General features: G+C 66.6%; 23 protein-coding genes. 6 read left to right on the top strand and 17 right to left on the bottom strand.

Annotated elements, in window-relative coordinates:
- Positions 1–58 precede the first annotated feature (58 nt).
- Genes ASF79_RS12910 through ASF79_RS12895 form a run of 4 tightly spaced genes read left to right on the top strand, consistent with a single transcriptional unit; the run spans position 59 to position 4,824 of the window.
- Positions 59–1,651 carry a phenylacetate--CoA ligase family protein gene (locus tag ASF79_RS12910; protein WP_156366251.1) on the top strand — a complete coding sequence of 531 codons (1,593 nt, stop codon included), beginning with the start codon at positions 59–61 and terminating at the stop codon, positions 1,649–1,651.
- Between the two features lie 13 nt (positions 1,652–1,664).
- Positions 1,665–2,522 (top strand): hypothetical protein, encoded by an 858-nt coding sequence (locus ASF79_RS17115; RefSeq protein ID WP_156366250.1) that lies wholly within the window; start codon positions 1,665–1,667, stop codon positions 2,520–2,522.
- Positions 2,519–3,685 carry a hypothetical protein gene (locus tag ASF79_RS12900; protein WP_200933580.1) on the top strand — a complete coding sequence of 389 codons (1,167 nt, stop codon included), beginning with the start codon at positions 2,519–2,521 and terminating at the stop codon, positions 3,683–3,685. The genes ASF79_RS17115 and ASF79_RS12900 overlap by 4 nt, the downstream gene beginning before the upstream one ends.
- Positions 3,682–4,824 (top strand): hypothetical protein, encoded by a 1,143-nt coding sequence (locus ASF79_RS12895; protein WP_055855449.1) that lies wholly within the window; start codon positions 3,682–3,684, stop codon positions 4,822–4,824. The genes ASF79_RS12900 and ASF79_RS12895 overlap by 4 nt, the downstream gene beginning before the upstream one ends.
- Positions 4,825–4,935: 111 nt before the next feature.
- Here ASF79_RS12895 and ASF79_RS12890 read toward each other — a convergent pair whose 3' ends face one another.
- The 8 genes from ASF79_RS12890 to ASF79_RS12855 form a co-directional block, all read right to left on the bottom strand.
- Complete coding sequence (locus tag ASF79_RS12890) at positions 4,936–5,319, bottom strand: DUF779 domain-containing protein (protein WP_055855446.1); 384 nt, start codon at positions 5,317–5,319, stop codon at positions 4,936–4,938.
- Between the two features lie 19 nt (positions 5,320–5,338).
- A complete protein-coding gene (exaC, locus tag ASF79_RS12885; RefSeq protein WP_055855444.1) occupies positions 5,339–6,862 on the bottom strand; it encodes an acetaldehyde dehydrogenase ExaC in 1,524 nt (507 codons plus the stop codon).
- An 88-nt stretch (positions 6,863–6,950) separates the two neighbouring features.
- Entirely contained in the window at positions 6,951–8,213 is a 1,263-nt protein-coding gene (locus ASF79_RS12880) for a helix-turn-helix domain-containing protein (protein ID WP_055855443.1), read from the bottom strand.
- Between the two features lie 89 nt (positions 8,214–8,302).
- Positions 8,303–8,788, bottom strand: a complete 486-nt coding sequence (locus tag ASF79_RS12875; protein ID WP_082495881.1) for an 8-oxo-dGTP diphosphatase — start codon at positions 8,786–8,788, stop codon at positions 8,303–8,305.
- Positions 8,789–8,822: 34 nt separating this feature from the next.
- The gene (locus tag ASF79_RS12870) at positions 8,823–9,353 is read right to left on the bottom strand and encodes an amino-acid N-acetyltransferase (RefSeq protein ID WP_055855441.1); all 531 of its coding nucleotides are present in this window, start codon (positions 9,351–9,353) and stop codon (positions 8,823–8,825) included.
- A 15-nt stretch (positions 9,354–9,368) separates the two neighbouring features.
- The gene (gene pnuC, locus ASF79_RS12865; RefSeq protein WP_055855439.1) at positions 9,369–10,067 is read right to left on the bottom strand and encodes a nicotinamide riboside transporter PnuC; all 699 of its coding nucleotides are present in this window, start codon (positions 10,065–10,067) and stop codon (positions 9,369–9,371) included.
- Positions 10,068–10,145: 78 nt separating this feature from the next.
- Positions 10,146–10,658: a hypothetical protein gene (locus tag ASF79_RS12860; protein ID WP_055855437.1), complete on the bottom strand. Its 513-nt coding sequence runs from the start codon at positions 10,656–10,658 to the stop codon at positions 10,146–10,148.
- 106 nt (positions 10,659–10,764) lie between these two features.
- A complete protein-coding gene (locus tag ASF79_RS12855; protein WP_055856139.1) occupies positions 10,765–13,293 on the bottom strand; it encodes an ATP-dependent Clp protease ATP-binding subunit in 2,529 nt (842 codons plus the stop codon).
- Positions 13,294–13,507: 214 nt separating this feature from the next.
- Here ASF79_RS12855 and ASF79_RS12850 point away from each other — a divergent pair, with 214 nt between their 5' ends.
- Positions 13,508–14,401, top strand: a complete 894-nt coding sequence (locus ASF79_RS12850) for a glucose 1-dehydrogenase (protein WP_055855435.1) — start codon at positions 13,508–13,510, stop codon at positions 14,399–14,401.
- An 86-nt stretch (positions 14,402–14,487) separates the two neighbouring features.
- Here ASF79_RS12850 and ASF79_RS12845 read toward each other — a convergent pair whose 3' ends face one another.
- Positions 14,488–15,012, bottom strand: a complete 525-nt coding sequence (locus ASF79_RS12845) for a DUF6609 family protein (RefSeq protein ID WP_055778503.1) — start codon at positions 15,010–15,012, stop codon at positions 14,488–14,490.
- A gap of 76 nt (positions 15,013–15,088) precedes the next feature.
- On the opposite strand from ASF79_RS12845, the gene ASF79_RS12840 reads away from it, so the two are divergent.
- On the top strand, positions 15,089–16,117 hold the full coding sequence (locus ASF79_RS12840) for a pirin family protein (protein WP_055855433.1): 1,029 nt from the start codon (positions 15,089–15,091) through the stop codon (positions 16,115–16,117).
- A 1-nt stretch (position 16,118) separates the two neighbouring features.
- Here ASF79_RS12840 and cls read toward each other — a convergent pair whose 3' ends face one another.
- The 8 genes from cls to ASF79_RS12805 all read right to left on the bottom strand — a co-directional run bounded on the left by cls (position 16,119) and on the right by ASF79_RS12805 (position 23,538).
- The gene (gene cls / locus ASF79_RS12835; RefSeq protein ID WP_055856137.1) at positions 16,119–17,582 is read right to left on the bottom strand and encodes a cardiolipin synthase; all 1,464 of its coding nucleotides are present in this window, start codon (positions 17,580–17,582) and stop codon (positions 16,119–16,121) included.
- Positions 17,583–17,669: 87 nt separating this feature from the next.
- Positions 17,670–17,879, bottom strand: coding sequence for a hypothetical protein (locus tag ASF79_RS12830; RefSeq protein ID WP_055855431.1), 210 nt, complete (start codon positions 17,877–17,879; stop codon positions 17,670–17,672).
- Between the two features lie 54 nt (positions 17,880–17,933).
- On the bottom strand, positions 17,934–18,098 hold the full coding sequence (locus tag ASF79_RS17400) for a hypothetical protein (RefSeq protein WP_156351712.1): 165 nt from the start codon (positions 18,096–18,098) through the stop codon (positions 17,934–17,936).
- A gap of 10 nt (positions 18,099–18,108) precedes the next feature.
- Entirely contained in the window at positions 18,109–19,620 is a 1,512-nt protein-coding gene (gene lysS / locus ASF79_RS12825) for a lysine--tRNA ligase (RefSeq protein ID WP_055856133.1), read from the bottom strand.
- Positions 19,621–19,683: 63 nt separating this feature from the next.
- Positions 19,684–20,568 carry a pantoate--beta-alanine ligase gene (gene panC / locus ASF79_RS12820; protein ID WP_055855429.1) on the bottom strand — a complete coding sequence of 295 codons (885 nt, stop codon included), beginning with the start codon at positions 20,566–20,568 and terminating at the stop codon, positions 19,684–19,686.
- Positions 20,569–20,657: 89 nt separating this feature from the next.
- Complete coding sequence (locus ASF79_RS12815; protein WP_055778516.1) at positions 20,658–21,386, bottom strand: Rossmann-like and DUF2520 domain-containing protein; 729 nt, start codon at positions 21,384–21,386, stop codon at positions 20,658–20,660.
- Complete coding sequence (locus ASF79_RS12810) at positions 21,383–22,993, bottom strand: PH domain-containing protein (protein WP_055855427.1); 1,611 nt, start codon at positions 22,991–22,993, stop codon at positions 21,383–21,385. The genes ASF79_RS12815 and ASF79_RS12810 overlap by 4 nt, the downstream gene beginning before the upstream one ends.
- The gene (locus ASF79_RS12805) at positions 22,990–23,538 is read right to left on the bottom strand and encodes a PH domain-containing protein (protein ID WP_082495880.1); all 549 of its coding nucleotides are present in this window, start codon (positions 23,536–23,538) and stop codon (positions 22,990–22,992) included. Before ASF79_RS12805 ends, ASF79_RS12810 begins: the two co-directional genes overlap by 4 nt.

Here is a 23,538-nt window from a genome sequence, read left to right as displayed (position 1 = left end):
CCGACACCCGCATTGGCGCGACTGTAGGGTGAATTACCCCTCCGGCGGAAGGACTTTCGTGGCCAGGCCTCAACGAACGAGTGCACTACGGCAGGCCGCGCTGCGCATTGCGACCGCGGTCGTCACCACGGCGTACGCGATTTATCGACTCCACCCGGCGCTCTGGCGCTTCACCGCTCGGCACTATCACCCGTCGATGGAGCGCTTCGCGAGGCTGAACGCGTGGATGGTCTGCCAGCAGGCTTACCTCGATGTGCCCGCCTACAGGAACTATCTCGACGAACAGAGGTTCTCGTTCCGCTGGTGGCAGCTCACGAACTACCGGCCGACGTCGAAGGCCGACTACGTCAACCGCTACCCCGAGGCCGAGCGCTGCTGGAACGGCGAGATCCTGACTGTGGGCACCGTGGTCGACGAATCGAGTGGGTCGAGCGGCAAGCCCTACAACTGGATGCGCTCGAAGCGCGAACTCGACACCGTGCACAAGAACGTGGCCGGCTACATCACCCTGCTGTTCGGCACCAAGAAGCTCTTCTGCATCAACGCCTTTTCGATGGGCGCGTGGGCCACGGGAACGAACACCGGTCTCGCCATGTCGAAGATCGCCATGGTCAAGAACACCGGGCCCGACATCGACAAGATCGTCGACACCCTGAAGCACTTCGGCCCGGGCTACGTCTACCTCATCAGCGCCTACCCGCCCTTCCTCAAACACCTGCGCGATCGGCTCGACTCCGAGGGCTTCGACTGGGATTCCTACGACCTCAACGGTTTTGTGGGCGGAGAGGCCCTCACCGAGGGACTCCGCGACTACCTCGAAGACCGCTTCACCCGCGTCTACTCCGGCTACGGCGCATCCGACCTCACCATCGGCATGTCGGGTGAGAGCGACCTCTCGGTTTGGCTGCGGCGCGCCCTCGTGGCCAACGAGCCCCTGCGCCGCGACGTGCTGGGCGAGGGCGAGCAGCGCACGCCGATGATCTTCCAGTACAACCCCCTCGAGACCTACCTCGAGACCACGGACGACAACGAGCTGCTCGTCACGCTCAACTCCATGGCCATCATGAGTCCGAAGCTGCGCTACAACATCGGCGACGAGGCAAAGATCGTGACGTTCCCCGAGATGCAGGCCTACGCCCAGAAGTATCCGCGCCTCGGCTTCGCCTTCGAACGCGCCTTCTCGACCCAGCGCATGAAGCTGCCTTTCGTGCTGCTCTTCGGCCGCAAGGACTCGACCATCTCGTACATGGGCGCCAACATCTACCCGCTCGACGTCGAGAACGGGCTCTATCTCGACAACCCGCATGCCAACCAGATCGAGTCGTTCAAGCTGAGCCTCGACGACATCGGCAACCTCGAGCAGCGACCGGTCATCCATCTCCAGTTGCGTGAGAGCGTGACGCTCGACGACCATGCCATAGACGATCTGAAGACCCGTTCGGCGGCAGGAGTGCTCGCCCACCTGGCCTCCGTCTCACGCGACATCGCCCAGTCGCTCGAAGAAGATCCGACGGCTAGCGATGTGCGTATCGAGGTGCACGCATTCGGATCCGGGGTCTTCGAGGGCGGCCCACGCAAGATCAAGAACGTCTACCTCGTCGACGAGGCCGATCGGGGCGGCGTGCCCTCCTCCGGCCCGGCGGCGAGATGAGCGGGTCCATCTGATGCGCTCCACCGATTTCTCGCTCGCACCATTACAGGGCCGGGCTCAGGCGATGGTCGTCGTCGAGCGCCGCTTCGACACTGCCGCGGATGCGCGACGGGCCCGCCGCACGCGGCTCGAGCTGGCGGCTCACTTCGCCGACTCCCCCGGCTTTCTCTGGCAGAAGAGCTACCGCAGGTCTCCGCGCACGCTCGGAATCGCCTCGTACTTCTCGACCCGCGACCAGCTGGATCATGCACTCGTGACCGCACCCGCGCGCCTCGAGCCGTGGCTGAGACTCGGCGGCGCGCATCCGACAGGCCGTGTTCTCGAGGCCGAGCCATCCGGATATACGAACGGAATCTGGCGCGCCGAAGACGGCCGTATGGGCCATATCGAGCGTTTCACCCCGACCTCGGTCGAGGCGGCCCGCGAAACCGAGCCGCCCAGGGTCGATGCCGCATCCACCGAGCGTCCGACGGGCCACGGCCCGACGAGGCCGCGACGACCGACACGCGACCCTCGCCCCATCGCCGACGCCCGCGCCATGTTCGTGGGAGCCACGAAATACACCGGCCCAGCCGCGCTCATCGCGCTGACGCGCATCTACTACCCGATGATCGCGCGCATGGTCACAATGCGTGGCTACGTGTGGTTCACCACCTACTACGAGTTTCCGTTCACGCTCGGCACGCTCGCCTTCTTCGAGCGGCGCGACGACCTGCTGGCCTTCGCGCGCATGCCAGGACACCGGCACCTCATGCAGTGGATCACGAAGGACACCCGCAACGGCACGGCCGGCTACATCCGCTTGCACGTGGCGCCGGAGACGGCAGCCCCTCTCGGCGAGACCTCGGATGCCGCGGGGTCGGGCTCGTGAGGGTCGAGACGGTCGCCGACGACGCGGCTTTTCGCGAGTTCGTCGCGCTGCCCGGTCGCCTCTGGCCCTCGAACTTAGCCGTGCCACTGCTCGAATCGACGATCCGCTCCTGGTATCGCGGCACGAGCGCGCATCCCGAGCCGGTGCGGCTCGTCGTGGTGCGCGACGACGCAGGCAGCGTCGTCGGGCGGTCGACCGTGCACACCGACGCGCGGCTCGACGAGAAGTTCGGCGTGACCTCGCAACTGTTCGGGGCGACCGACTTCGCGAGCGCCGACGCGGCAGACGCGCTGTTCGCGCACCTCGACGAGTCGGCCCGGTCGGCCGGCAAACAGCAGCTTCTCGGCCCCGTCTCGCTGCTGCCGAATCAGTCGGCCGGGGTCATCACCTCGGGATTCGACGAGCGCGGGTTCGTCGACTCGGCCTGGAACTCGGCATGGGTTCCCGGTGTCTATGAGGCGGCGGGGTTTTCGCGCACTCAGCAGGCGCAGACCTGGAGCGTCGACGTGGGCTCCGTGACGACGACCGCTCCGACGCGGGACGAGTTCGCCGCCGCCGGCATCCGGCTCGAATACGGTGACAGGTCGAAGACCGACACGCTCATTCCCGAGCTGCTGGTCGTGTTGAACGACGCATTCGAGCAGCTGCCGTACTACACACGAATCACTCCGGCCGAGATGACGGCGGCAACCGACGGGCTCTCGTTCCTGCTCGACGAGAAGCTGTTGCTGCTCGCCCGCGACGACGAGTCCGGCGAGGCCGTCGCGTTCATCCTGGTGCTTCCCGACATCTCGCCGTTCGTGCAGAAGACGCGGGGCCGACTCACGGCCCTGCGCCAGCTCGAACTCCTTCTGACCCGCGGGCGTTACCGCCGCGAGGCCATCCTGATCATTCAGGGCGTCGAACCCGATCGACAGGGCCGCGGCATCCTCACCCTGCTCAGCAGGCAACTGCAGGTGAACCTCGCCGAGGGCGGCTACCGGCGACTGCGCACCACCACGGTCGGCCTCGAGAACGCGGGTTCGGCGCGGCAGTTCTCTCGCTTCGGCGGCCGACCGCTGCACGGGTCGACGCTCTACAGACGCCCCGCGTCCTCCACGTCCTCGACGTCCTCGACGTCCTCGACAGAGACACCCATCGACCGAGACGAAGGAATCGCATGATCGGCGAGTCACCCTCCCCCGAGCTACTGAGCGATCTGGTCCTGCTCGCCAGCCGCACTCCCTCTCCGCACAACACGCAGCCCTGGTCGCCCCGTATCGTCGACGGCACGATCGAGGTCTCCATCGTGCCCGGACGCACGCTGCCCGCTGGCGATCCCACGTTTCGAGACGTGATCATGTCGCTCGGAGCGTGGATCGAGAGCCTCGCGATCGGGGCCGCCGAGGCGGGCTTCGCCACCGACGTCACGGTCCTCCCCGCCCTCTCGGAGTTGGACTCGCTGCCCATCTCGGGGCCTGCCGACGCGACCCGACCCGTGTTCCGCGTCGCCCTCGCACCCAGCGACCACGATGCGACCGAGGGCGCGTCGAACCTGCATCCCTTCACCGCCGCCGATGTGAGGGAACGACGCGTGTACCGCGGCGCGCTCGTGGGCGAGCCCGAGGTCTTCGCGCACCTCGATTCTCTGCAGCTGCCCCCGTGGCTCAGCCTTCGATCCCTCGACGACCGCGCGATGAAGCAGCTCAGCACGCTGGGCATAGCCTTCACTGCGTCACATGCCACGGTGGCGAACGAGCTGCTGCACTGGCTGCGCCTCGACCCGCGCCACCCCCGCTACCACCGCGACGGCATGACCGACGCGATGCTCGTGATGCCGAGGCCGCTCGCCCGGATCGCGGCACCGTTCACCCGCAGGGCGAGGCTGCGCGACCCGCTCGTGGCCGTCGCCGGTCCCGTCGCCCGCCTCCTCGAAGGGCTTGGACGCGACGCAGCGCTGCCCACCGATGTTGCCGACGAGCGCGGGGCGCCGACCCATCACGTTCTGGTGGCGAACTCGCGGGCGGCCGGCATCGACGACATCCTCAGCGTCACCGAGGCCATGGACAGCCGCATCGGCGTGACAGAACCGCACGCGCTCGAAGCAGGACGGGTGCTGCAGCGGCTGTGGCTGCACGCGCACCGCCAGGGACTGGCCATCTCGCCGCACTCCGAACTCATCGACTCCCCCGCCGCGCACGGCGCGCTGCGCAAGCGGCTCGGGCTCTCTCGCAGCGACGTCGCTCTCTCGGTCTTCAGCTCGGGCGTCGCCCAGACCGATCGAGTTCCCCGCTCGCCGCGGTTGACCGACCCGTCGCGGTGACGCCTGGCAGCGTGGGCGACGTCGCCTGCGCCTGCGCGCAGGACGGGCGGAGCTCAGCGCATCCGACTCGTATATGGCGTCGGATGCGCCGATCTCCGCCCATTCGCTCAGCTACGCCCGCGCCTCCACGCCGTACTCCTCGAGCTCGCCGTCGGTCAGGAGCCGCGAGCGGATCATGAAGCGCTTGCCTTCGGGTGCCTCGACAGAGAAGCCACTGCCCCGCCCATCGACGAGGTCGACCGTGAGATGCGTGTACTTCCAGTACTCGTACTGGCTGGCCGACATGTAGAACTCGATGGGATCGAGTCCGTCGATCTCGAGGGTCTGCAGCAGCACGTCCGAGCCGCCGGTACGGAACATGCCCACCGGGTAGCACATGGGGCTGGAGCCATCGCAGCAGCCGCCCGACTGGTGGAACATCAGCGGGCCATACGTGGTGGCGAGGTGCCGCAGCATGTCTGCCGCGGCACCTGTCACCTCGACGCGCGGGCTCATGAGCGCATCGAATACGGCATTAGAAGAACCCCTGCGGTGAATTCGCGTAGCTCACCAGCAGGTTCTTGGTCTGCTGGTAGTGATCGAGCATCATGCGGTGATTCTCGCGACCGATACCCGACTGCTTGTAGCCGCCGAACGCGGCGTGGGCCGGGTACTGGTGATACGTGTTCGACCACACGCGCCCGGCCTGGATGGCACGGCCCGCGCGATACAGCTGCGTTCCGCTGCGGCTCCAGACTCCGGCGCCCAGGCCGTAGAGCGTGTCGTTCGCGATCTCGATCGCCTCGTCGTAGCCGTTGAACTTGGTCAGCGCGAGCACGGGGCCGAAGATCTCCTCTTGGAAGATGCGCATCGAGTTGTCGCCCTCGAACACGGTCGGCTGCACGTAGTAGCCGCCCGAGAGCTCGCCACCGAGGTCGCTGCGCTCGCCACCGATCAGGAGCTTGGCACCCTCTTGCTTGCCGATGTCCATGTAGCTGAGGATCTTCTCGAGCTGGTCGTTCGACGCCTGCGCACCGATCATGGTGTCGGTATCGAGCGGGTTGCCCTGCTTCACGAGCTTGACCCGCTCGAGGGCGTCACCGACGAAGCCGTCGTAGATCGACGCATCCACCAGGGCCCGAGACGGGCAGGTGCACACCTCGCCCTGATTCAGGGCGAAGAAGGTGAAGCCCTCGAGGGCCGAGTCGTAGAACGAGTCCTTCTCGTCGGCCACATCGGCGAAGAACACGTTCGGGCTCTTGCCACCGAGCTCGAGCGTCACGGGTATCAGGTTCTCGCTGGCGTACTGCATGATGAGGCGCCCGGTCGTGGTCTCGCCGGTGAACGCGATCTTGCGGATGCGCGGATGCGATGCCAGTGGTGCACCCGCCTCGATGCCGAAGCCATTCACGATGTTGAGCACACCGGCGGGCAGCAGGTCCTTGATCAGGTCGAGCCACACATGGATCGACGCGGGGGTCTGCTCGGCCGGCTTCAGCACGATGCAGTTTCCTGCCGCGAGCGCCGGGGCCAGCTTCCACACGGCCATGAGAATGGGAAAGTTCCACGGGATGATCTGTCCCACCACGCCGAGAGGCTCATGGAAGTGGTACGCCACCGTGTCGTTGTTGAGCTCGGAGATCCCACCCTCCTGCGCGCGGATGGCGCCGGCGAAGTAGCGGAAGTGGTCGATGGCCAGGGGGATGTCGGCGTTCAGCGTCTCCCTGACCGGCTTGCCGTTCTCCCACGTCTCGGCCACGGCGAGCAGTTCGAGGTTCTCCTCCATGCGGTCAGCGATCTTGTTCAGGATCACCGCGCGCTCGGCCACTGAGGTCTTTCCCCAGGCGTCGAAGGCCTTCCAGCCAGCGTCGACCGCTCGGTCGATGTCTTCGGCCGTGCCGCGCGCGACCTCGGTGAAGTTCTGGCCCGTGACCGGGGTGGGGTTCTCGAAGTACTGGCCCTTGGCCGGAGCCACGTACTCACCTCCGATGAAGTGGTCGTAGCGCGGCTTGTAAGAGAAGACGGCCCCATCAGTGCCGGGGTTCGCGTAGACAGTCATGCGTGTGTGCCTTTCGACGTCGTTGTCGGATGCCTGTGGTTCAGACTCTCTCGACGCTACGCTCGGCAACGTTGCAGACGGTTGCGACTCAGGATGCGGCCAGCGCCTCGAGGTGGGCCACGATCCCGGCCCGGCGCGGGGAACGCGGCGGCAGCAGTCTGAGCAGGGCGGTCCACACCTCGGCGTCGTCGACCGCATCGGCCGAGCGCGCGTATTCGAGCAGCACGTCGACGGAGGCATCGGTGAGCACGGACTCCCGCAGCCGCGCACGCACCTCGTCGCGCACCGCCTCGATGCCGGGCGCCGTCGATCCGGGCAGCACGGCACCCGTCGCCGTGGCGAGGGCCACCCTGTGCGCGCCGCGATCGAGCAAGGCGATCACGTGCTGCGCATCCAGCTCGAGCGCCTTCGTGAGCCGGTAGGGGCGTGACTGCAGGCCGAGGTCGAGGTGCGCGTGCTCGAGAACCTTGCGCAGTCGCACCATCTCGGCTCTCAGGGTCACGGCCGACTCCCCCTCGGTATAGACGAGCTCCGCGAGCTGCCCCGCGGTGAGCCCCTGGCGATGCCACGCCAGCAGCGTCAACAGCTCGGTATGCCGAGCGCTCAACTCCAGGGGCGCGTCGCCGCCCGACAGCTCGCCGGTGTCACGCCCGAGAACGTGCAGTACCGCCCGATCCGCTCGCGCGGCACCGGATGCCGCTCGCCGGGGCGCCGGCCGCGTCACGGCCCCGATGCGGTCGCGCTGAGCCCGCAAGCGCTGCACCATGAGTTCCGACTCCACGGCCGCCGCCGTCGCCTCCATCAGCGGGAGCGTGTGCGGGTCGACCGCCTGCGCTCCACCGGTGATGTCGATCATGCCCAGGATGCGCCGCGTCTCGGGATCGTGCACCGGCACGGCGGTGCAGCTCCACTCGTGCGCCAGGCGGTTGAAATGCTCCCCGCCCGAGATCTGCACGGCGTGATCGAGTTCGAGCGCGGTTCCCGGGGCCGACGTACCCACCCGGCTCTCGGCCCACCCCGCACCCTCTACGAACAGCATGCCCTCGGCTCGACGCCGCAGTGCGCGATCGCCGTCGACCCACAGAAGGCGACCCATCGCATCCCCCACGGCCACCAGCAGCCCGGAGTCGTCGTCGGCGTCGCGCACGAGAAGCCGACGAATCACCGGCAGAACCGAGGCGAGCGGATGCGCGAGGCGATAGTCGCTCAGCTCGTCTTCGGCGACCTCGAGCGAGGCGAGCAGCAGTTCGGGGTCGAGTTGGCGTTGAAGGGCGCGGTTCCAGGATGCCCTGACCAGGGGTCGGGGAGTTTTAGACGCGGCCTGGGGTTGCGCGAGCCACGGACTCGTCATAAGAGGTGCCAATCAACGCTGATCGAACGACAATCGTGAGCCGGACCACGAGCACCGGCTTCACTGACGAGACTACTCGCTCGGCGTCGTCAGGCGGCGTCGAACGACGACTCGGAGACGGTCTTCAGGTCTTCGCCGAAGGTGAAGCTCGCGTGCACGGTCTCGCCGGCGAGCACCTGCGGCAGCCAGTACTTCGCGTCGTCCCACATGCCGTCGAGCGGCAGCTCGGTGACGTCGTACCAGGCGGGAACCACCTCGTCTGATTCGATCGGAGTGCCGGAGAACGACTCGACGACGAAGACGGTCGAGTCCTGGCTCCAGTTCTCGCGGTGAGGGAAGGCGTAGCGGATGAAGCCCACCTCGTTGACGTGCGCGGGGTCGACGATCAGGCTCGACTCCTCCTCGATCTCGCGCACGATCGCCTCGAGCGGGGTCTCACCCGGCTCGATCTTGCCGCCGAGTCCCACGATGTTGCCGAGTCCCAACCCGGTCTTCTTGCGACCGAGCAGCACCTGACGCACTCCGCGCTCGTTCCTCCGAATGATGAAGCAGACGCAGACCTGGTACGGAGACATTGCAGCAGGCTACCCGCCGCAGATGTTCGGCATGTTACGAGGTGAGGTGCTTCAGCATGCGCGTGTTGCCGAGCGTGTTCGGCTTGACGCGAGCGAGGTCGAGGAACTCCGCGACGCCCTCGTCGGGAGAGCGCACCAGTTCGGAGTACACGTCGGGATCGACGAGGCCGAGCGGCGAGGCCTTGAAGCCGTTGCGCTCGAAGAAGCCGACCTCGAAGGTGAGACAGAACAGCCGAGAGAGGCCCAGTCTGCGAGCCTCGCCCTCGACGGCCTCGAGAAGGGCCCGGCCTACGCCCCTGCCCAGCCACGAGTCGGCCACGGCGAGAGTACGAACCTCGCCGAGGTCGTCCCAGAACACGTGCAGGGCGCCGCAGCCGATGCGGTTGCCCTCGTCGTCGATGGCGATGTAGAACTCCTGCACCGCCTCGTAGAACACGACGAGATCTTTGCCCAGGAGGATTCGTCGCTGAACGAGGGGCTCCACGAGCTCCTTGATCCACGGCACATCACTCGTCTGCGCGCGCCGCACCGTGTAGGTGGGGGCGGGCTTCGTCACTTCGGGCATCGAACCAGCCTATTGCTAGTTCGAGTTGTCGGTGTGCACGGTGGGATCGGGGAAGCGCGTCTCGATCGTGAGTTTCTCATCTCGACGGATGCGCGCCCAGATCACGAAGCCTACGATGGTGAACGCGCCGTAGAACACGTACATGAAGGCCGAGGCGTAGTAGCCGGCCGAGACGAGCAGCGGCACGCCGACCAGGTCGACGGCGACCCAGATCAACCAGAACTCCACCCAGCCCTTCGCCATGCCGTAGGTGGCGAGCAGCGAACCCACGAAGATCCACGCGTCGGCCCACACGGGTTCGTACGATCCGAGGAGCTGGAACAGCGGGGTCACGATGGCAGTGCCGCCCACGAGCGCGACGATCAGCCAGACCCGGTTCTTCCAACCGGCCCATTGCGGGCTGACCGCCGCCCCGCCGTCGTGCTTGGCCTGCTGCCAGCGCACCCACCCGTAGATGGAGACGACGATGAACATCACCTGTCGGCCCGCCTGGCCCAGCAGATTCACCGGGTTGGGCGTTCCGAAGACCGCACCGAGAAAGACGGTGAAGAGCAGCGCGTTGCCCACGATTCCGACAGGCCACGCCCACACCTTGCGCCTCATGCCGCCGAGAGCGCTCAGCAGGCCGAAGACGTTGCCCAGAACCTCGCGCCAGAGAATCGTCTGGTCGCCGATATGCAGCTGGGCGTTGAAGAGCCAGTTCAGTACGTCCACGACTCGCCCTCTCTCTCGGCCATCCGGCCACAGCGACACAACGCGCAGGTCGCTTCCGCCATTCCCTGAAGACGGGGGTCAGCCACGACGATTCTGCCGCCTCCACGCACGGAAGCCCTTGGGGTTGCACACCGACTCGGCGGGAAACTCGAGAGCGCTGAAGGGCTCGCCCGCATCCACCAGGAGCCCGTTGCTCGTGAACCGGGCCATGCACTCGGCGATGGTGTCGACGACATCGCCGTGGGTCTCGAGACCGCCGACGGCGGAGATGGTGAGCCAGGTCTCGGGATGCCCGGTATCGGCCGCATCCGACGGGCTCACCTGGGCGACGGCGAAACCGTGCACGACGAGCGCCCTCGCGCGGGTAGGGAGCACGAACCGGGCCGCGTCGGCCAGGATCGAGCCGCTCAGCCAGAACTCGCGCGCCGCCGAACCGATCTCCAGCTCGATGGTCGACTCGTCGATCGGCGTCGGCGGGTGGAAGCCCCGAGAGACGAAGACCGCGGCGGTCGTGCTGAGTACGACTGCCGGCTGTCCGCGCACGAGGAGCCGACGGGCGGGGTAGTAGCGCAACTGTACGGAGCTCGGCATTCGCCCAGTGTAGGGACGATCACGCACCGCCCGAAACGACGAATGCCGCGTTCCGACACCGGAATCGGTGATCGGAACGCGGCATTCGCGTTCGTTGCTGTGGTTGTTATGCGGCGTCGGTCGGGCCGGTGGATGCGGCTGCGGCCGCAGACGAGGCCGCGATCTCACCGGCAGGCGCCAACTCGTCGTCGACACCGGGACGGCGGCTCGTCGTGAAGACGAACTCGTTGCCGATGAAGTCGACGTGCACGTGGTCGCCCGCGTTGAGCTCGCCGTGCAGGATGCGCTCCGAGAGACGGTCTTCGACCTCGTTCTGGATAGCGCGGCGCAGTGGACGCGCACCCAGCGTCGGGTCGAAACCGACCTCGATGAGGCGTTCCTTGGCGCTCTGCGTGAGCTCGATCGACAGGTCGCGGTCGAGCAGACGGTCGCGCAGACGCTTGATGAAGAGATCGACGATCTGCAGCAGCTCGCCCTTCGACAGCTGCGGGAACACGATGGTGTCGTCGACGCGGTTGAGGAACTCGGGCTTGAAGTGACGCTTCAGCTCCTCGTTCACCTTCGCCTTCATACGCTCGTACGTGGTCTCGACATTGCTGTCGCTCTGGAAACCGATGGGCGCTCCGGAGATGCCCTTCGTGCCGAGGTTCGTCGTCATGATGATGACGGTGTTCTTGAAGTCGACCACGCGACCCTGTCCATCCGTCAGACGTCCCTCTTCGAGGATCTGCAGGAGGGAGTTGAAGATGTCGGGGTGAGCCTTCTCGATCTCGTCGAACAGCACCACGCTGAACGGCTTGCGACGCACCTTCTCGGTGAGCTGGCCGCCCTCTTCGAAGCCGACGAATCCGGGAGGGGCACCGAACAGGCGCGAGACCGTGTGCTTCTCTCCGTACTCCGACATGTCGAGCGAGATCAGAGCGTCTTCGTCGTCGAACAGGAACTCGGCGAGGGCCTTGGCGAGCTCCGTCTTTCCAACACCCGTGGGGCCGGCGAAGATGAACGAGCCCGAGGGGCGCTTCGGGTCTTTCAGGCCGGCACGGGTGCGGCGGATCGTGCGGGACAGAGCCTCGATGGCCTGCTCCTGGCCGATGACGCGCTGGTGCAACGCCCGCTCCATGAAGACGAGTCGCGAGGACTCCTCTTCGGTGAGCTTGAAGACAGGGATACCGGTCGCCTGGGCCAGGACCTCGGCGATCAGACCCTCATCGACGATGCCGGATGTCTTGACATCGCCCGACTTCCACTGCTTCTCGAGGCGCAGTCGCTCGCCGAGGAGGTTCTTCTCCTCGTCGCGCAGGCTGGCGGCCTTCTCGAAGTCCTGGTCTTCGATCGCGGCCTCTTTCTGACCCCGGACTCCGGCGATGCGCTCGTCGAACTCACGCAGCTCCGGCGGCGCCGACAAGATCGACAGACGCAGGCGGGCGCCGGCCTCGTCGATCAGGTCGATCGCCTTGTCGGGCAAAAAGCGGTCGGCGACGTAGCGGTCGGCCAGGTTGGCCGCCGAGACGATGGCACCGTCGGTGATCGAGACCTTGTGGAACGCCTCGTACTTGTCGCGCAGGCCCTTCAGGATGTTGATCGTGTGTGCCAGCGAGGGCTCGGCGACCTGGATGGGCTGGAATCGACGCTCGAGAGCGGCGTCTTTCTCGAAGTGCTTGCGGTACTCGTCGAGCGTGGTCGCCCCGATGGTCTGCAGCTCGCCTCGAGCCAGGAGCGGCTTGAGGATCGACGCTGCGTCGATGGCACCCTCGGCAGCGCCCGCACCGACGAGGGTGTGGATCTCGTCGATGAAGACGATGATGTCGCCGCGGGTACGGATCTCTTTCGTGACCTTCTTGAGGCGCTCTTCGAAGTCTCCGCGGTAGCGGCTACCGGCGATGAGCGAACCGAGGTCGAGCGAGTAGAGCTGCTTGTCTTTCAGCGTCTCGGGAACGTCGCCCTTGACGATGGCCTGGGCGAGACCTTCGACCACTGCGGTCTTTCCGACGCCGGGCTCACCGATCAGAACAGGGTTGTTCTTCGAGCGGCGCGACAGGATCTGCATGACGCGCTCGATCTCTTTCTCGCGCCCGATCACCGGGTCGAGCTTGTTGTCGCGAGCGGCCTGGGTGAGGTTGCGACCGAACTGGTCGAGAACCTGCGAACCCTTGTCGGGAGTGGCGTCGTTTCCCCCAACGGCGACCTGCTCCTTGCCCTGGTAGCCAGAGAGGAGCTGGATGACCTGCTGGCGCACCCGGTTGAGGTCGGCGCCCAGCTTGACGAGCACCTGGGCTGCGACGCCCTCGCCCTCGCGGATGAGCCCGAGCAGGATGTGCTCGGTGCCGATGTAGTTGTGACCCAGCTGCAGAGCCTCGCGCAGCGAGAGCTCGAGCACCTTCTTGGCACGCGGGGTGAACGGGATGTGGCCGGTGGGCTGCTGCTGGCCCTGGCCGATGATGTCTTGAACCTGCTCGCGAACCGCATCGAGCGAGATGTTGAGCGACTCGAGTGCCTTAGCGGCGACGCCCTCTCCCTCGTGGATGAGGCCGAGCAGGATGTGCTCGGTGCCGATGTAATTGTGGTTGAGCATCTTGGCCTCTTCTTGGGCCAAAACAACGACGCGGCGAGCTCGGTCGGTAAATCTCTCAAACATGTCTGTCTCCTTGAACACCAGGGCAGGGATGGCGCTCGATGTACTGATGCTAATCAGCGTCGAGGGCGAATACTGCTCTGTTCGCCCTAGGCGTGACGGGGATGGTTCTCCGACGCGGAAGGATCGGAGGGCTTCGTGTGCGGGAGTGAAACACGCCTGACGCCGACGACGCAACCACCCCGGGCGCCTTACCGGCGGTGCTTAGCCTTGATACATGACTGATCAGTACACACTCCAGGACCCCACGAAGATGTACGCCGACATCGACACAGAAGAGCAGTATCAAGAGGGCGCCGGTCTCGACGCGAAACTCAACGACAAGGCAGACCACGGAGAGAAGACCTACCGCGGCTCGGGTCGCCTCTCCGGGCGCAAGGCACTCGTCACCGGAGGCGACTCCGGCATCGGCGCGGCCGTGGCCATCGCGTACGCCCGCGAGGGTGCCGACGTGGCCATCTCCTACCTTCCCGAAGAGGAGGAGGACGCCCAGCGTATCGTCGGCCTGATCGAGGAGGCCGGCCGCACGGCCATCGCCATCCCCGGCGACATCGTCGACGCAGCCTTCTGCCGCGAGCTCGTCGCGACGGCGGTCGAGGGCCTCGGCGGCCTCGACATCCTCGTGAACAACGCGGGCAAGCAGCAGTTCCGCGAGACGCTCGACGAGGTCTCGGACGACCAGTTCGACGAGACGTTCAAGACGAATGTCTACGCCATGTTCTGGATCACCAAGGCTGCTCTGCCCCACCTCAAGCCGGGCTCGGCCATCATCAACACCTCGTCGATCCAGGCGTACTCCCCCAGTGAGATGCTCGTCGACTACGCCACCACGAAGGCGTCGATCAACACGTTCTCGAAGGGCCTGGCCCAGCAGCTGGCTCCGAAGGGAATCCGAGTCAACGTCGTCGCGCCCGGACCGATCTGGACGCCCCTGCAGACCGCGGGCGGGCAGCCGCCCGAGAAGCTGCCCAGCGTCGGAGAGCAGACGCCCCTCGGCCGATGGGGTCAGCCGGCAGAGTTGGCCCCGGCCTACGTCTTCCTCGCGTCGAACGAATCCAGCTACGTCGTCGGCGAGACGCTCCACGTGAACGGCGGTATGCCCACGCCGTAGCGTCGGCCGAACCACCCTTCGACAGGCTCAGGAAACGCGTCGTCTTCTGGGCCTGTCGCATGCGACGCACGTTCTGCGCGGCGCAGTCACGCGTAGCTGACGGCGATCATGGTCGTTCCCGCCCCCATCTTGAGAACCCCGTCGATCGCCCAGAACACGCGGAACGGAATCCGCGTACTGCGCAGCCCGACCAGGGCGTTCGCCATGCACACCAGGCCGAGGGTTCCGCAGATCACACCGTGACTCGCGGTCAGGACGAGAAAGTGCGCGCCGACCACGAAGAGCATCCACATCCAGAACGATCGCGAGTCGCGGTCGAGGTTTCTCTCCACGACGAGGTTCACGAGGTATCCCTCGACGAGCACGGCCAGACCGAGCACCGCCCACTGCCACCATTCGGGGTATCCGATGCCCTCGAAGATGATCTTCGTGACCCCTCCGACCGCCATGACGACGACTCCGAGGGCTGCACCGGCGATGAGAGCCACGATGCGGAACCGACGCGATCGGCCGAGAGCTCCGACGAGGATTCCCAGACCGATCGACACGAGAAAGCCGCCGCCTCCTCGAACGAGAGGAAAGAGCTCCGGGCTGTTCGTGAGGAAGTCCATGCCCCATGCTGACAGAGCGGCCCCGAACCGGCCACTGATCGATGCGCCCGCATCGACAGGCGCTTAGGCTTCAGACGTGAGCAATCTCGAGAAGCATCCCACCGAGCTCCTCATCGGCGACGACGACGAGGTGCTGGGTTCTGAGCGACTCCTCGTCACGATCCTGGCGCCCCGCGAGGTGCCGCTCGGCGGCCCGCGTGCAATGACCGTGCACCGCACCCTTCCGAGCAGGGAACGGAGCATGATCGGCGCCTGGTGCTTCGTCGATCACTACGGCCCCACCGATGTGCGCACGAACGCGGGCATGGTCGTTCCGCCCCACCCGCACACCGGTCTCCAGACGGTGAGCTGGCTGTTCGACGGCGAGATCGAGCATCGCGACAGCGTGGGCAGCCACGCCTTCGTGCGACCGGGCGAGCTGAACCTGATGACGGCAGGGCGGGGCATCAGCCATTCAGAGGTGTCGACCGAGAACACCACTCTTCTGCACGGCGTGCAACTGTGGCTGGCACTGCCCGACGCGTCTCGAGAGGTGGCGCCGTTCTTCGAGAGCCACACCGCCGCCGTCACGACGCTCGGCGAGGCGACGATCACCGTGTTCCTCGGCTCCGTCGCCGGAGTCTCAGCCACGGCAACGACGTTCACCCGCGTGCTGGCCGCACAACTCGACCTTCCGAGGCGCACGCGCATCGATCTCCCGGTCGATCCGCGCGACGAGCACGGCATCCTGGTCGACAGGGGGTCGGTTACCGTCGACGGCACGCTTGTCGCCCGCACCGAACTCGCGTTCGTCGAGCCCGGCGCATCCACCCTCACGATCGAGACGGGCGACGACGACGCCCGACTGATCCTGATCGGCGGCGAGCCGTTCGGCGAGCAGATCGTGATGTGGTGGAACTTCGTCGGCCGAACCCACGACGAGATCGTCGCGTACCGCACTGCGTGGCAGGCCGAGGCGATCGGCTCGGGCGAGGTGGATGCGCGTGCGCCGCGCTTCATCAGCACGCACGGCGACCCCGGCACGCCAGCTGGCCACGGCTACACGGGCTCGCCCCTGCCCGCGCCCGCGTTGCCGACCGTGCGGCTTCTGCCTCGTCGGCGCTGAGCTACTGCAGGGCGCTGGTGAGTCTGGCCAGGTTGTCGAGGATGGTGGAGCGCAGGGGCTGGGTGAGCCACTCGTCGAGCGTGAGCTCGCGACTGACCTTTCTGTAGCCGTCTTCGATCTCGCGCATCTCCGAGACGAACGAGCGGCCCCGCACCATGAGCGACACCTCCATGTTGAGGCTGAACGATCGCATGTCCATGTTGCTCGACCCGATCACGGCCACGTCGTCGTCGATGGTGAAGTGCTTCGCGTGCAGAATGTAGGGCGCCTGGTACATGTAGATGCGCACTCCCGCGCGCAGCAGGGCCTCGTAGTACGAGCGCTGGGCGTGATAGACCAGCCCCTGATCTCCGATCTCCGACACGAAGAGCTCGACCTGCACGCCGCGCTGCGTGGCGGTCGTGATGGCGTAGAGCATGGCCTCGTCGGGAACGAAGTACGGGCTCGTGACGATGATGCGGTTCTGCGCGTAGTAGAGCAGCGCGAGGAAGAGCCGGAGGTTGTTCTCCCCCTCGAACCCCGGGCCGGACGGCACGACCTGGCAGTCGAGGGAATCGGGCGACTCCTCCACGACCTCGGGAGTGATCGGATCGGTCTCACGCATCAGCAGCTCGTTGGTCTCGCTGTACCAGTCGGTGATGAAGATGGCGTTGAGGCCGGCGACGATGGGGCCGTCGAGGCGCGTCATAAGGTCTTGCCACTGCAGACCGCGCCGGATGTTGCCCCGCTTGTTGTAGCTGCGGTCGATCATGTTCTGCGACCCCATGTAGCCGATCTTGCCGTCGATGATCAGCAGCTTGCGGTGGTTGCGCAGATCGGGGCGCTGGTACTTGCCGCGCAGGGGCTGCACCGGAAGCATGAACGACCACTGCACGCCGAGCTCGGTGAGCTTCTTCGTCGTTCTGCGGTGGTGCGGCGACCTGATGGATGCGATGTGGTCGAGCAGCACGCGCACCGTCACGCCGCGCTTGACGGCGGCTCCCAGGGCCTCGAAGAACGCCTCCGAGGCGGTGTCGTACGACATGATGTAGAACTCGACGTGAACGTAGCGCCGGGCTTTGCCGACGTCTGCCGCCATCGACGCGATCGACCGGGCGTAGTCGCCGATCAGGCTGGCGTTGTTGCCGCCGACGAGGGGCATGGATCCGAGGTTGCGGTTGAGCTCGACCACCGACTCGAGCCACGGCGGCCAGGCGTGGTTCTTCGTGACGAGATCGATGCCCTCGGTCGTCTCGAGAATGAACTGGTTGATCGCCTGCTGCTTGTCACGCCTCTTCTTGGGCAGCTTGTAGCTGCCGATGAGCAGAAAAGTGAGCACGCCGATATAGGGCAAGAAGAAGATGGCCATGAGCCAGGCGACGGCTGTGGCCGGCCGTCGGTTGCGGGGAACCACGATGATCGCCGTGACACGCACGAGGAAATCGATGAGCACGGCGACGATGAGAACCCAGCCCGCGGCATTGATTCCGAACACGCAGGCTCCCCTCGACTACTGCCCCGACGACAACCGTAGCGTGTCCGGACGACCCCGATGGTGCAGTGGACGCGTCGCTCAGAGGCGTAGAGCGGAGACGTCGACGGGCGCCTCGTCGGAGGCGGCGTTCGACGCCGCCAGCTTGGCCCGCTCTTCTGCCTCGATCTTCGAGAAAGCACGGCGCTCGTGCTTGTCTGCGCGCAGAATGACGAACATCACGAGCCAGAAGACGAGTCCGACGAGCACAGTGGGGGCGAGGGCGCCCAGCCCGGCGAGAATGTCATCCATGATCGCCGAGTTTAGCAGCCGCTGCCGCGCACGAGCCCGGCTCGGCCGGACTGCTCAGCTGCTCTTGGTGATGATTCCGTAGACGCCGGTGCCGATGAGGTAGAGCGCAACCGCGGTGACCACGATCCAGATCAGCAGTCGGGAGTTGCTGACCCGACCGTCGTCTTTCTTCTTTCCCTCATCGTCGAGGGGATTCTTGTTTCCACCGAAAAAGCTCATGCTGCCGACCTTACTTCACCAGTGGAAAGAGGATCGTCTCGCGAATACCGAGGCCGGTCAGGGCCATCAGCAGGCGATCGATGCCCATCCCGAGCCCACCCGAGGGGGGCATGCCGAACTCGAGTGCGCGCAAGAACTCCTCGTCGAGACGCATCGCCTCGACATCGCCCGCTGCACCCTGCCGGGCCTGCTCGATGAAACGTTCGCGCTGGATGACGGGATCGACGAGCTCCGAGTAGGCCGTGGCCAGTTCGAACCCACGGATGTAGAGGTCCCACTTCTCGACGACGCCGGGAATGGACCGGTGCGCCCGGGTGAGCGGACTGGTCTCGAGCGGGAAGTCCATGACGAACGTCGGCCTCGTGAGCCCGCCCTTGACGAAGTGCTCCCACAGCTCCTCGACCAGCTTGCCGTGGTTGGGCAGGTGCACCTCGACACCCTCGCGGTCGGCGAGCGCCTGCAGATCCGCGACGGAGGTCTCGGGCGTGATCTCGATTGCGGCTGCGGCAGAGAGCGATCCGTACATGCTGATGCGATCCCATTCGCCGCCGAGGTCGTACTCGGTGCCGTCGGCCCAGGTCACCACGTGCGAACCGGCGACGGCGAGCGCCGCGTTTTGGATCAGCGTCTGCGTGAGTTCGGCCATGGTGTTGTAGTCGCCGTACGCCTCGTACGACTCGAGCATGGCGAACTCCGGAGAGTGGGTGGAGTCTGCGCCCTCGTTGCGGAAGTTGCGGTTGATCTCGAACACCCGGTCGATGCCTCCCACGACGGCGCGCTTGAGGAACAGCTCGGGCGCGATGCGCAAGAAGAGCTCGGTGTCGAATGCGTTGCTGTGCGTAGCGAACGGCCTCGCCGACGCTCCGCCGTGCATGGTCTGCAGCATCGGGGTCTCGACCTCGATGTAGTCGCGCTCGGCGAACGTCTGGCGCAGGGAGGCGACGGCCTTGGCCCTCGTGCGCACGACCTCTCGCGCCTGGTCACGAACGATCAGGTCGAGGTAACGGCTGCGCACGCGGGTCTCTTCGCTGAGCTCGGAGTGCAGGTTGGGCAGGGGCAGCAGGGCCTTCGAGGCGATCTTCCAGTCGGCGACCATGATCGAGAGCTCGCCTCGACGTGACGAGATGACCTCTCCGGAGACGAAGACGTGGTCTCCGAGATCGACCAGTTCTTTCCACTCGGCCAGCGACTCGTCGCCGACCTGAGCGAGCGACACCATGGCCTGGATCCGGCTGCCGTCGCCGGCCTGCAGCGAGGCGAAGCAGAGCTTGCCGGTGTTGCGGGCGAAGACGACGCGGCCCGCGACGCCGACGATGTCGCCGGTCGTGTCATCGGCGACGAGCTCGCCGTACTTCTGGCGCAGCGCGGGGATCGTGGTCGTGACGGGCACCGACACGGGGTAGGCCTCGGCCCCGGATGCGATGAGGCGGTCGCGCTTGGCCAAGCGCACGAGCTTCTGTTCCGCGACCTCGGCCCGCTGCTCGTCGTCGGTCAGCTCGTGGTCGTTGGGTGCGTCACTCATGCGGGCGAATCTCTCCTCGGTTCGCACACGAGTTTACCGGGTGCGTTCGTCGCTCCCCGGCGCTCAGGCCAGGTAGATGGTCTCGTTGTCAATCAACCTCGTGGAACCGACGCGCGCCGCCACGAGCACGACCGCTCGGCCCCGATAGTCGTCGTCGACCGGCAGGAAGGTGGCAGGATCGACGACGGCGAGGTAGTCGACCTGAACCTGAGGCTCTCCCATGGCGACCGACTGAGCGGCCGCGATGACCGTGTCGATCCCCCTGTCGGCGGCGGATTCGGCTGCCTCGAGCATGTGAGAGAGAACGAGGGAGGCGCGGCGCTCCTTCTCGTCGAGAAAGCGGTTGCGGCTCGAGAGCGCCAGACCGTCGTTCTCACGCACGGTGTCGACGACCTCGAGGGCCGTGGCGAAGTCGAGATCGGCGATCATGCGCCCCACGAGGAACGCCTGCTGGGCGTCCTTGCGACCGAAGAACACGGCGTCGGGTGCCACGATGTTCAGCAGCTTCGCCACCACGGTGAGCACTCCGTCGAAGTGGCCCGCACGGCTCTTACCCTCGAGAGTCGACCCCGACCGGCCGGCCGTGACCGTGACCTGGGTGGAGCCGTTCGGATACATCTCGTCGACCGAGGGCGCGAACACGATGATCGGTCGATCACCGTCTCGCGCGGTGCTGTCGAGGGTCGCCCGGTCGGACTCCAGGTCGCGCGGGTAGCGTTGCAGATCTTCGGAAGCCGAGAACTGGGTGGGGTTCACGAAGACGGACACCACGACGATGTGCCCCCGCTCGCGAGCCTTCTCGACGAGGGCCAGATGGCCGTCGTGCAACGCCCCCATCGTGGGAACGAGCGACACTGTCGGAGAATCGATTCCCTCGGCTGTCAGCGCCGTCTTGGCCTCGCGGATCAGGGTTCGAACACCCGCGATCGAATCGGCTACGTCGGTCACTGGGACTCCTTAATCGTGGCGATGCGCGCAGGTTCCGCTCGCCGCCATCCTCGATGCTAGTGCCTTGCCGAGACCCGGCACCCCGTCGTTCACCCGCCGATCGAGTCGAAGTGCGCGCCCGTGTCATCGCCGCGAGCACGGTGCAGCGCGTTCTCGACCGTCGACCGCACGAGGGGTCCGAGAACCAGACCGGGCGCGGGCACGCCGATGGCCGACAGCAGGCTCGTCGCCTGGTCGACGATCGCGCTCGAGAAGGTCGTGGCCGTCTCGATGGCTTCCGCGTAGGCCTCGCGATCCTTCTCGGCCACCACCACGGGTTCTCCACCCATCTCGACGACCAGCGCCTGCCCGATGGGAAGTACGGGGCCCGGTGCCGTGACCGCGAACCACGTGCCGACGAGCCGGGCGATGTCGACACTCGATCCCGTGAACTGCATCGCCGGATGCACGGCGAGCGGAATGGCGCCCTGAGCCAGCGCGGGAGCGAGCACGCCTACACCCAGCCCCGGCGCGGTGTGCAGCACGAGCTGGCCCGCCTGCCACGTTCGGGTATCGGCGAGCCCCTGCACGAGCGTCGCGAGTTCGTGCTGCGGAACAGCGAGGATGACGAGCTCGCTGCGTTCGATGAGCTGCGGGATCTCGAGAATCGGTACTCCGGGAAGGATGGCATCGGCCCGCTCGCGACTCTCCTCGGAGATGGCCGCCACGCCCACGAGGGCATGACCTGCTCCGGCGAGCGCCGCGCCCAGGATCGGGCCGACTCTGCCCGCCCCCACGATGCCGATTCCGAGGCGTCCGCTTCGTTCTGCTGGGTTCATCGTTCGCCCTCCGGAGGTTGTGGGTGAGGATCGGACGAGCCGACGCGACCGCGCGCCGCTGCGTGCGAGCCCCGCGATCCGTCTTCCAACGCGCCGGCTGCCGTCGCCGCTCGACTGATCGCATCGAACGCCGTGATCGAGCCTGCTCTGTCGAGCACCGACAGAGTCGCCGAGACGGGCCCGGCCACCGTGTCGAGAGCCAGGGTGCAGAGGTCGAGCGCGCGTGACAAGGGGCCCTGCTCGATGCGCAGGCTCTGGATGCGTGCCGCCGGCACCGCGACGAGCTGTCGCCACACGAGACCCTTGCGCAACAGAACGGCATCCCCCGCGAGCGCGTACCCGGTGCGCCGCCACGAGAACGGGCGCAGCCATCGGCCGCGCCGAGGAGCGGGAACGAAGTCGACGGCGAAGCCCGGGGTCGGGCCCGACGAGACCATGCCGGCCACAATCAGGTGCCGCGTGTCGGCGCTGGCCAGCCCCGGAAGAAGCAGACCGAGCACCTTGTCGACGTCAGCGCGGGTGCCGACGGGCAGCATCGTCGTCGCCGGTTGGCTGCCCGAGCCGCTGGAGGCGTGGCCCGCCCGGTTGATGCGGATGGCCCACCAATCGAACGGTCGCCACAGCAGGGGCTGATAGACCTCGATCGCGTGGATCCGGCCGGGTGGGAGCGTGTCGTTCGAGGTGGTCAGCAGTCCATAGCCGACACGGACACCGTCGGGCGTCGCTGCGATCGAGAACCGCAGCGAGCGGGTCACCTTGCGCACGTAGTAGCCGGCACCACCGATGAACGCGGGCACCAACAGGAAGACGAATCCGACCTCCCTGCCCGACGCCGCGATGATGATCAGCACGATCGCGATGACCAGCACGAAGAGCGTTCCTCCGCTTGCGAGCAGCGATCCGGCCAGTCGCAGTGGTGAGATGCGCACGACCGACTCGGCCGACGCCTCCTGCGGGTCGAGCTCGGGAGCCAGGAATTCCGTGACCCGACGGCCGATGATCGAATCCGGGCCGACGGCATCCGCTGAGCCGGCGACGCCGTTCGGCGCCACGAGCGGCGCGACGCCCTCCTCCGCACGGCGAGCCGACGCGAGCAGCAGGATGTCGTGTCGCAGGCGATCGACGTCGCTGCCTCGCAGGTATGCGAGTTGCACCTTCGCGTCCTGCCCCGCGACGCTCAGCTCGAGCCGGGCAGCCCCGAACAGACGGGCGATGAAGGGGCGAGTGATGGCGATGCCCTGGATGCGGTCGAGTCGCGCCTGCCGGTGGGTGCGGAACAGGATACCGCTGCGCACCTCGACCGCCTCGTCGTTGATGCGGTAGGTGTGCATGCGCCACGAGAGGTAGAAGGCCACGACGCCGAGAACGAGGCCCGCGACCACGATGGCGATCGCCCAGCCGAGGTGGCCACGACGATTGAGCTCGTCGAACAGATCACCGCTGTCAGGGCCGCCGACGAACATCTCGAGGAGCCGCTCGCGCACGTTGGCGAGGACGAAGCCGATCACGGCGATGAGCGCGATGCCGCCCTTGAGCAGCGGAGTCGCCGGATGCAGGCGCAGCCAGTCGCCACCGCCGGGAAGCGGCGGAGTGACGGGCTCGGTCACAGCCCCGCCCGACGCGTCTCGGCGAGCGACACGAGTGTGTCGCGCAGCGAATCCGCATCGGCGTCTTTGAGGCCGGGGATGGTCACGCCTGTTGCGGCCGCAGCGGTGACGAAGCGCAGCTCTGCGAGGCCGAGAAAGCGGGCAACCGGGCCCCTGTTGATGTCGATGAGCTGCATGCGGCCGTACGGAACGGAGACGACGCGGTGGAACATGATGCCGCGGCGGAAGAGCAGATCGTCATCGCGAAGCTGGTAGCCGATGGAGCGCACGCGACGCGGGGCGACCACGAACATAGCCAGCGTCACCACGACGGCGACGACGACGAGGATCCACCCGAGCGGCTGCGCGAACCACTCCGTGAGGGCGAAGACGAGAGTGGCGCCGATCGCCACCACCCCGAAGAGGGCCACGCCGACTAGTTCGACGCCGATGTACTTGGGGCTCACCCGTCGCCAGTCGCCTCCGATCTCGACGCGCTTCGTCGAGGGCGCGGAATCGGCAAAATCGTGTGTGTCTCGACCGGAGACGTTCGTGGGGTCGGTCAT

It is taken from the genome of Agreia sp. Leaf335, from assembly GCF_001423605.1.
In the GTDB taxonomy this organism is placed as follows: domain Bacteria; phylum Actinomycetota; class Actinomycetes; order Actinomycetales; family Microbacteriaceae; genus Agreia.
The sequence above is the reverse complement of the archived record's forward strand: the minus strand, read 5'-3'. Positions and strand labels throughout refer to the sequence as shown.

Excerpts from the sequence above, each read along its gene's own strand:
- ASF79_RS17115 (WP_156366250.1), top strand. The coding sequence starts at position 1,665 with ATGCGCTCCACCGATTTCTCGCTCGCACCATTACAGGGCCGGGCTCAG.
- ASF79_RS12895 (WP_055855449.1), top strand. The coding sequence starts at position 3,682 with ATGATCGGCGAGTCACCCTCCCCCGAGCTACTGAGCGATCTGGTCCTG.
- ASF79_RS12890 (WP_055855446.1), bottom strand. The coding sequence starts at position 5,319 with ATGAGCCCGCGCGTCGAGGTGACAGGTGCCGCGGCAGACATGCTGCGG.
- exaC (WP_055855444.1), bottom strand. The coding sequence starts at position 6,862 with ATGACTGTCTACGCGAACCCCGGCACTGATGGGGCCGTCTTCTCTTAC.
- ASF79_RS12880 (WP_055855443.1), bottom strand. The coding sequence starts at position 8,213 with ATGACGAGTCCGTGGCTCGCGCAACCCCAGGCCGCGTCTAAAACTCCC.
- ASF79_RS12875 (WP_082495881.1), bottom strand. The coding sequence starts at position 8,788 with ATGTCTCCGTACCAGGTCTGCGTCTGCTTCATCATTCGGAGGAACGAG.
- ASF79_RS12870 (WP_055855441.1), bottom strand. The coding sequence starts at position 9,353 with ATGCCCGAAGTGACGAAGCCCGCCCCCACCTACACGGTGCGGCGCGCG.
- ASF79_RS12860 (WP_055855437.1), bottom strand. The coding sequence starts at position 10,658 with ATGCCGAGCTCCGTACAGTTGCGCTACTACCCCGCCCGTCGGCTCCTC.
- ASF79_RS12855 (WP_055856139.1), bottom strand. The coding sequence starts at position 13,293 with ATGTTTGAGAGATTTACCGACCGAGCTCGCCGCGTCGTTGTTTTGGCC.
- ASF79_RS12850 (WP_055855435.1), top strand. The coding sequence starts at position 13,508 with ATGACTGATCAGTACACACTCCAGGACCCCACGAAGATGTACGCCGAC.
- ASF79_RS12845 (WP_055778503.1), bottom strand. The coding sequence starts at position 15,012 with ATGGACTTCCTCACGAACAGCCCGGAGCTCTTTCCTCTCGTTCGAGGA.
- ASF79_RS12830 (WP_055855431.1), bottom strand. The coding sequence starts at position 17,879 with ATGGATGACATTCTCGCCGGGCTGGGCGCCCTCGCCCCCACTGTGCTC.
- ASF79_RS17400 (WP_156351712.1), bottom strand. The coding sequence starts at position 18,098 with ATGAGCTTTTTCGGTGGAAACAAGAATCCCCTCGACGATGAGGGAAAG.
- lysS (WP_055856133.1), bottom strand. The coding sequence starts at position 19,620 with ATGAGTGACGCACCCAACGACCACGAGCTGACCGACGACGAGCAGCGG.
- ASF79_RS12815 (WP_055778516.1), bottom strand. The coding sequence starts at position 21,386 with ATGAACCCAGCAGAACGAAGCGGACGCCTCGGAATCGGCATCGTGGGG.
- ASF79_RS12805 (WP_082495880.1), bottom strand. The coding sequence starts at position 23,538 with ATGACCGACCCCACGAACGTCTCCGGTCGAGACACACACGATTTTGCC.